Origin of the sequence: Arthrobacter sp. TB 23 (assembly GCF_000294595.1) — a bacterium.
GTDB lineage: Bacteria > Actinomycetota > Actinomycetes > Actinomycetales > Micrococcaceae > Arthrobacter_D.
In genome coordinates, this window is sequence record NZ_ALPM01000096.1 from 1 (window position 1) to 7,154 (window position 7,154).

Genomic DNA, 7,154 nt, shown 5'->3' on the forward strand with positions numbered 1-7,154 from the left:
GCTCGCGCAGCCGATCTGAACGGTTCGACGAATGGGTGATGGAATCGGCCCAGCGGTTGGAACGACTATGGGGAGAGCGCATCCTCGATCTGCAAATGGTGGTCCAGGACATTCCGGCGAATCTCGAAACGATGACCGCGCAATCGCTGCGCGGCCTGCTCGGCACCGCCATACCCGCCGCCCCAAACCGGCCGCCGACCATCATCATCTACCGGCACCCGGTTGAGTTGGCCGCGGGTGGCTTCATTGCTCCCAACGAGTTGGTCCACGACGTGGTAGTGGAGCAGACCGCAGAGTTATTGGGGATGACGCCCGAAGCCGTGGATCCAGCCTACGGGCGTTCCCGCGCCTGATCCTGAGGCGCCTGATCCGAGCCGGTGTAGAACTCAGTATCCCAGGTTGACCGGCACACTGAGCTGCCCGGCGCTGCCGGGAGGTAGCGATGTCACCGAGATCCCTGCTTCGCCATCCATCTGGTGCATCTGGGCGCCGTACACCGGATCACCCGACGCCCCAATCAGGACCGCCACCACGTCGTCCCCGAGATCCGCTGCTTCCACGCTCACTGTGGTGCCGCCAGCCACGCTGACTGTCTGCTCGGCCTGCAGAGTTCCGTCTTCGTTTACCGGAGTGAGCTGAACCTCAGACCGACCCGAGGGTGCACCGAACGCGAGCGCGCCTCGGGACCCGCTGGGGAACACTGCCACCTGGGTGTTGCCGAGGCGTGCTCCGGATGGGGCGAACCCGAAATCGACGGGTTCCCCGGCCTCCACACCCCGATTTACTCTGGCTGAGGCGGACATCAACACGTCGGAGGTGACCTCGACCGTGTAGTCACCGGACGGAAGACTTTCGAGCGACACACCAGTGACGACACCGGCAGTTGCGGTGAGCACTCCCCCGTCCGGAAGCTCAACCTCGCCCCCCGAACCGTAGACCCTGACATTCAGAACCGCGTCGGTGCTGCCCGGGACAACGATCTGGACTGCTGGGGTGGCAGCCTCATAGCCGTCCTGGGCGCTGATCTCGTCGGCAATATCCTCATCCTGGACCCGCACCCCCGGGATGACCTGGGTATTGCTTGCAGGAGCCGCTGGCTGGAGAAGCTCCACACCGCCGGGGATGAGTTCCCGCAAGACACTCTGCTGGATGATGCCGGTCACTCGACCGCCGTCGCTCAGCACGCGGACCGCCAGCTGGTCCTGATCGGTGGCGAGACCAGCGAGCACGATCGACTCGGTGGCGCCGGGAGCGATGAGTAACCCGCGGGTACCCCCCGACTCGACCGGCCCATCGGTCCCGTACAGCTCAAGGTCGACCGTGGCGGGGGTGCCCGACGGGTTCGAGAGATTCAGGACTGCGGTGGCGCCCACCGTGGTGGACGCGCCAAGAATCCAGAAGTCGCTGCTGGGCGCTCTACAGTGGGCAATCGCCAGGCCACCCAAATCACCGTCAGTGGCGGTGTAACTCGTGACCGCCCCGGCGGTGGCAGGCTGGCTGCCCACCGGTTGCGCCGAAAAGACGCTGACCCCGTCGGCTGTCTGGTCGGTAAGGACCCCCGCCGTCCGGCTGGTCAGCCCGTCCTCGTTGGTCACGGCCTCCGGGACCGCGCCTGCCCCGGATTCGTCCGACTCACCTGTCGCGATGGTGGCCAGGGCCTCACCTGAGCCCAGCGGGCTTAGCATGCTGCCAGGCAGGTTCCCGCCGAGGCTGCTCAGCACCATGCCGCTGACCGTAGTGGAAGCCGACTCTGATGCAGGACTGAACTCCGGGTCAGCGAGCGCCGCATCGCTTTCGAGTAGCCGCGGCGGCGCCGGGCAGACGCCCGTGTACTCGCCCGCTGGCACCTCAGCGACCGGGATGGGGAATTGGGCCGCAGCACCCGTTGGGTCGAGGACGGCGACGCCGGCCACCAGCGCGCCGCTGGTACCGACCAGGAGAACTCCCGCGCCTATTCCGACAGCCCGCCGCAGTGTACCGGCACCGGCCCGCCGCCGCTTGATCCGCGGTCGTGACGCCGGCTCGATTTCAGCTCCCGGTTCGGTCATGACCGTCCCCTTCCGCTGAGTATCGATACTTCGTCAGGTGTTTCGCCGAGCCGGGCTGTTTCGCCGGGGCTGGATGACTCGCCGAGGTGAGGTGATCCACCGTCCGCAGGGGACACGGTATCCGCCGCTTCATCCTCAGATTCATCGGCCGAAGGCGGGACCAGCGCGACCGGCTGGCCGCGACGCCCGGGGTAGGCCCGCACAAATCGTGGCCGCGATGGCATGGGGATCGCCAGCAGAACGGTGAGTCCGATCACGAGGGCAGAGCCAATCGCAGCCCACGGCTCCCAAGGTGTCTCGTAGCTGACTTCGACCCTGCCGCCGTCTGCCGGTAAGGCGAATGCCTGGGACCAGCCGGATTCAACTGAGTCAAGGACACGCCCATCGAGGGTGGCCTGCCAGCCGGCGTCGGCGCGTTCGGCCAGCACCAGGGTGCGGTCCGCCGAGCCAGCCGGAATGATCGAGGTGACAGTTGCGGGCCCTGAATCGACTACTGCTGAGGTGGTTCCGTCGGCCTCCACGATCCGCGCGCGCGCTCCGGTGGTCGAGCCTTCAACCGTGGGGGTCTCAAGCGCTGCCACGTTTTCCTCACTCGAGGGGGGTACCACGCGCCAGAGCCAACCGGAGTTGGTATTTCCTACCGCGACGAGTCCGGGCACTGAGTCAATCTGACCCGCAAGTACTTCCGCCGCCGAGTCCGATTGCTGCAACACCACGAACCCCACCCCCAGTTGGCTGAGTTCCTCCCGTGGGTCGTACCCGGAGCCAGCCACGATGACCGCGACGGTGCTTCTGATGGCGGCGGTCGCCTCGTCGTCCTCGCGGAGGTCTGCGGACCCCATTGGGCCGTACAGGCCGCGGGCCGAATAGAGCTGCGAGAGCTGATCGAGGGTGGTGCCGCCGCTGCGCATCAGGGCGGCGCTGACGTTATTGCTGCCGTCGACGTTCAGGACCAGGGACTTGGTGCGCTCTGAACTGTTCCCACGGTCGGCAGCGGTCGCGGGCAGAGTGCGTTCGGTGCTGGCTGCGACCAGCATGTCGGCGCCGAAGCGGGTACCCGGCAGGTCGGAATCGCTTGCGCCGGCGGCCGGATCCGTGGTCGCGGCAGCAACGCTGTCGGCTGGTGACGGCATCGCCCAAAGCGCCAGACTCACCGCCGGACCGAGTGCGAGGAGGACGGCGGCGGCCACTAGCGCGGGGCCGGTCCGTCGTCGCGGTGCGGTGGCGTCGGCCCGGGCGCGACGAGCGGTCCGTAGCTGGTGGGCGGAGATCGCCTTGTCTCCCCCGATCACGGCGGCTGCGGCGATGGCGAGCATCAACACCGAGACGAGAGGGCCGGTGAAGGGGGTGATCAGCGCCGAGGACCCCACCGACACTGCGACAAAAGACAGGACAGTGGTGAGCACCAATGCTCCAAGGCCAAGAAGCCAGAGCCCCAAAGCCATCGCGGTCCCGCGGCCGGGGATAAACAGGGCTGCAACGGCCAGCAGGATTGCCGGCCCGCCAACGAGCAGTGCTACCAGCAACGCCCACGGACCGTCAGGAAGGAAGGGCAGCGCTGCGAGCGGGGCCAGCGGTTCGAAGGCAACCGGGTAGCCCAGCAGTTGCTGCCACAGTTCAGCCCCGACGAAGGGAACCGGCACACCCGGATCGCCCAGAACGGCCCGCAGCTGGTTTGTGGTTGAGGCGATGAACGGAACGAACAAAGCCAGGGGTGGCAGTAAGGACCACCACAGGGTTTTCGCCCGGCGACGCAGCAACAGCATTGCGCCGAGTACCCCTACCGCCAGGAGTGGGAGCAGCGACGGCGCGCCAGCTGTGATCACCGCCAGCAGGAGCCCTGCAGTAGCCGCGGCGGTCCAACTGGGCACCCCGTTGATGCCTGGTTTCAGCATCACCTCGACGGGGCGACGACGGGCATACGCGTCGTCGTCGTCGTGAGCGGGAAAACTTGGCACAGCACTGGGATGCGTCCTGTCGCCAGGCTGCAGGTGGGCGCCCAGCTGCGGCGCCCGAGCGGCCCCGACCGCACGGAGCAGGGCCAGCCCAGCCAGTGGCAGGAGCAGGTGTGCGATCAACGCACCCAGCCGGCCACTACCCAGCGCCACCTGAAGCGCTGGTGCTGCCGCCCAGAAAAACGCGGCCCAAAAGCGCAGTCCCCTGCTCCAGGTCAACGCTCCGGTGGCGAACCATGCGGACAGCCCGGCGAGTGGCAGGGCCAGCAGCATCAGGGTGACCAGCACAGCGTTTCCGTTGCCCAGGCCGAGGGCGGCCAGCAGCCACAGCACATAGCCGAAGGGATCACCGTGTCCCGACATGCCTGAACCCAGGGTGATCCACCAGGTCGAGGCGTTTTGCCAGATATCGACCATGCTGGTGGAGACCGGCAGGAGTGCTCCCCCGGCCAACGCGGGAGCACCGATGAACCGGTACAGCGCGACCACTGAGACAGCGGCAAGGGCCAGCGCTGCGGCAACCGCTCCGACACCAACCCAGGTGCGGGAAGGTGCGACGAGTGAGCTGAAATCTTCGGCGGCGTCGCCTGACGGGATGTAGGTGCTTTGCTCGTCGGCAATGGCCTGCTCGCTGAGATGGCCCTCAGCGGAGAAGGCCTCTAGCACCGAGCGGCGGTGGGACCAGACTTCACGGCGGCTGGTGCGCAGCGCCCGCACCACACTGCGAGGGCGCTTCTTCGTGAGGGCTGCCCGGCGCCGGGACCTGAACAGGTCAACGGGGCGGAGCACTGCGGCGATGCTCGCGAACAACTGGCTGAACCCATACCCCGGGTCCTTGGCCAACAGGCCCATGAGGAGCCGGCCGAACCCACCGATCACCGCGCCGACCGCGAGGAACGGGATCTTCCACAGCGTCGCGTGCTTTAACCGCAGATAGACCTCAGCCTTGCGGGCGGCGCGCTGGGCGGCGGTGGGATGCAGACGCGGTTCGGCGTGGCGCATGACCGCGCTGGGAACGACCACCACGCGGTGCCCGGCCAGCCGGTTACGCCAGCAGAAGTCGACGTCGTCGCCGGTACCGGGGAGCGCCGGGTCGAAACCTCCGAGCGCCTCCCAAACATCACGGCGGACCAGCATGCCCGCTGAGTTGACGGCAAAGACGTCGCTCCGCGAATCGTATTGGCCCTGATCAAGTTCATCGACGTCAATCAAGGTCACCCGTTCGGCCCAGCGGCTGATGGACAGACCGACGTCGATGATCTTTCGACGGTTGTCCCATTCGACCTGTTTCGAACCGGCCACCGTGACCGAGGGAGCGCGCTCGACGGCGAGCAGGAGTTCATCAAGGGCGTTCGGCTCGGGCGCCGAATCGTCATGGAGTAGCCAGATCCACTCGTGGGTGTCGTCGGCGGTGGATCGCGAGGGAACCTCGGCGAGACCTACCCGGACTGCTGCACCAAAACCGGCTCTCGCCGCCGAGCCGACCACGGGGCTGCCGACCGGAAGCTCCAACTGCAGGATCGACGCCGAATCGTCAGTGGACCCGGCGTCGACGCCGACGACGAAGTTGGGCGGGTACCGCTGTGCTCTAAGTGCCGCGATGGTGGCTGGAAGAAAAGCTGAGCCGTTGTGGGTAACCACAACGGCTGTGACGCGGGGGTGCTGCAGAATTAGACCGCTCGCTTTCGTAACCGGCGCCGTTCGCGCTCGGACAGCCCACCCCAGATACCGAAACGTTCGTCGTTGGCGAGTGCATACTCAAGGCACTGCGACCGCACGTTGCAGGCACCGCAAACCTTCTTGGCGTCGCGGGTGGAACCACCCTTTTCAGGGAAGAACGCTTCAGGGTCTGTCTGCGCGCAGAGCGAGTCAGCCTGCCAGCCGAGCTCACCCTCGTCGTCGAAGTCCTGGCCAATCCCGGGGAGCCCAATCCACACCGACTGGTCGCTGCGCGCCGGTGCCTGCCTCGACGGCGACGAGATGCGTTCGGGGGCCAATAGATCGGAGGGCATCGGATCGGCTGGCGCATCGGGCAGTTCAACTTCGCTGGGGTCATCAGCCAGTGCCTCGTGAGCCGTCAGGAAGGCAGTGGCCTGATCCTCCAGCGAGCTCTCGGTGCTACGCCGGTAACGTTCAGCCGCATCAGGGTCCGCCGGATCGACAAACCAGTCGCTCGGCACCCCACGTGATCCGTAACGAGCCGATGCCTGTGCCTCGATGGTCGTACGGTCGTGGACCTTCTCTGCCTGTCCCATGTCAGCCCTCCCGGTGTTGCCGCTCCAGCAGCTACTGTGGTGGATTCAGGCACGACTGCTGAGCAAAAAGGTGTTTTGCGAGAGGCATGCGGCCCAAGTATCCGATGTGCTGGAACTTTCCGATACCTAATTACACGCGTGTAATACGTATTCAGTCAAGCGCTGGGAGGAATCTTATAGAGTTATTTCCCGGGAACCCGTTCACGCCACGCTGAGAGTTTGTCACGATGGCGGCGGCGTGTCCCCCGCGACACTGGCGATTCGTCCCTGCCAGGAAAATCAGCCAGAAAATACGGAAAAATAAAATTCGCCAGGAAGGCCCCAACCGGTCATGGATTCAGCCACACCAGTCCCCCAGCTCATGAATCAACTCCGCACGGTGAACCCGTCGGCTCCGCGCCTGATCTGGTATGGGCCGGGCAGTGAGCGGATCGAGCTCTCCGGCCGAGTGCTGGACAACTGGGTGGCCAAGACCTCCAACCTCCTGGTCGAAGAACTGGACGCCACCGCCGGCACCCGGGTTGCGCTGCAACTGCCGGGCCATTGGAAAACCCTCGTATGGGCCCTGGCCTGCTGGCAGGTAGGGGCCATACCAGTCGACGGCTCCGCCGGATCGGACCAGCCGGTGGACATAGTGGTGAGTTCCTCCGACGCCGCGACGGTAACCGGACCAACCCAGCTTCTGGTGCTGGTAGCTCTCGGCGCGCTCGACCTGAAGTGGTCAGGGCAGCTGCCGGCCGGGGCGGTCGACTATGCCGCCGAGGTCCGCAGCTATGGGGATGAGTTCTTCGATCTTCCGCCAGCTGACGCAGACCGGCTGGCCGTGGAGCAGGACGGCATGGGGCTGGGCATGCAGGTCCTCTTCGATCGCGCCTCCGCCTGCGGCTGGACGCCCG

The 7,154-nt window shown here is 66.2% G+C and carries 5 protein-coding genes; 2 read left to right on the top strand and 3 right to left on the bottom strand.

The window, feature by feature from the left end:
* On the top strand, positions 1–353 hold a 353-nt coding region (locus B384_RS0113530; RefSeq protein ID WP_019483638.1), incomplete at its 5' end, for a metallopeptidase family protein.
* A gap of 33 nt (positions 354–386) precedes the next feature.
* On the opposite strand, the gene B384_RS0113535 is transcribed toward B384_RS0113530, so the two are convergent.
* Genes B384_RS0113535 through B384_RS20245 form a run of 3 tightly spaced genes read right to left on the bottom strand, consistent with a single transcriptional unit; the run spans position 387 to position 6,258 of the window.
* Entirely contained in the window at positions 387–2,048 is a 1,662-nt protein-coding gene (locus B384_RS0113535; RefSeq protein WP_019483639.1) for a DUF5719 family protein, read from the bottom strand.
* Positions 2,045–5,728: a glycosyltransferase family 2 protein gene (locus B384_RS0113540; RefSeq protein ID WP_337459712.1), complete on the bottom strand. Its 3,684-nt coding sequence runs from the start codon at positions 5,726–5,728 to the stop codon at positions 2,045–2,047. Before B384_RS0113540 ends, B384_RS0113535 begins: the two co-directional genes overlap by 4 nt.
* The gene (locus tag B384_RS20245; protein WP_019483641.1) at positions 5,674–6,258 is read right to left on the bottom strand and encodes a WhiB family transcriptional regulator; all 585 of its coding nucleotides are present in this window, start codon (positions 6,256–6,258) and stop codon (positions 5,674–5,676) included. The genes B384_RS0113540 and B384_RS20245 overlap by 55 nt, the downstream gene beginning before the upstream one ends.
* Positions 6,259–6,589: 331 nt before the next feature.
* Between B384_RS20245 and B384_RS18950 the strand changes: the two genes are divergently transcribed.
* On the top strand, positions 6,590–7,154 hold a 565-nt coding region (locus B384_RS18950), incomplete at its 3' end, for a TIGR03089 family protein (protein ID WP_019483642.1).

Excerpts from the sequence above, each read along its gene's own strand:
- B384_RS0113535 (WP_019483639.1), bottom strand. The coding sequence starts at position 2,048 with ATGACCGAACCGGGAGCTGAAATCGAGCCGGCGTCACGACCGCGGATC.
- B384_RS20245 (WP_019483641.1), bottom strand. The coding sequence starts at position 6,258 with ATGGGACAGGCAGAGAAGGTCCACGACCGTACGACCATCGAGGCACAG.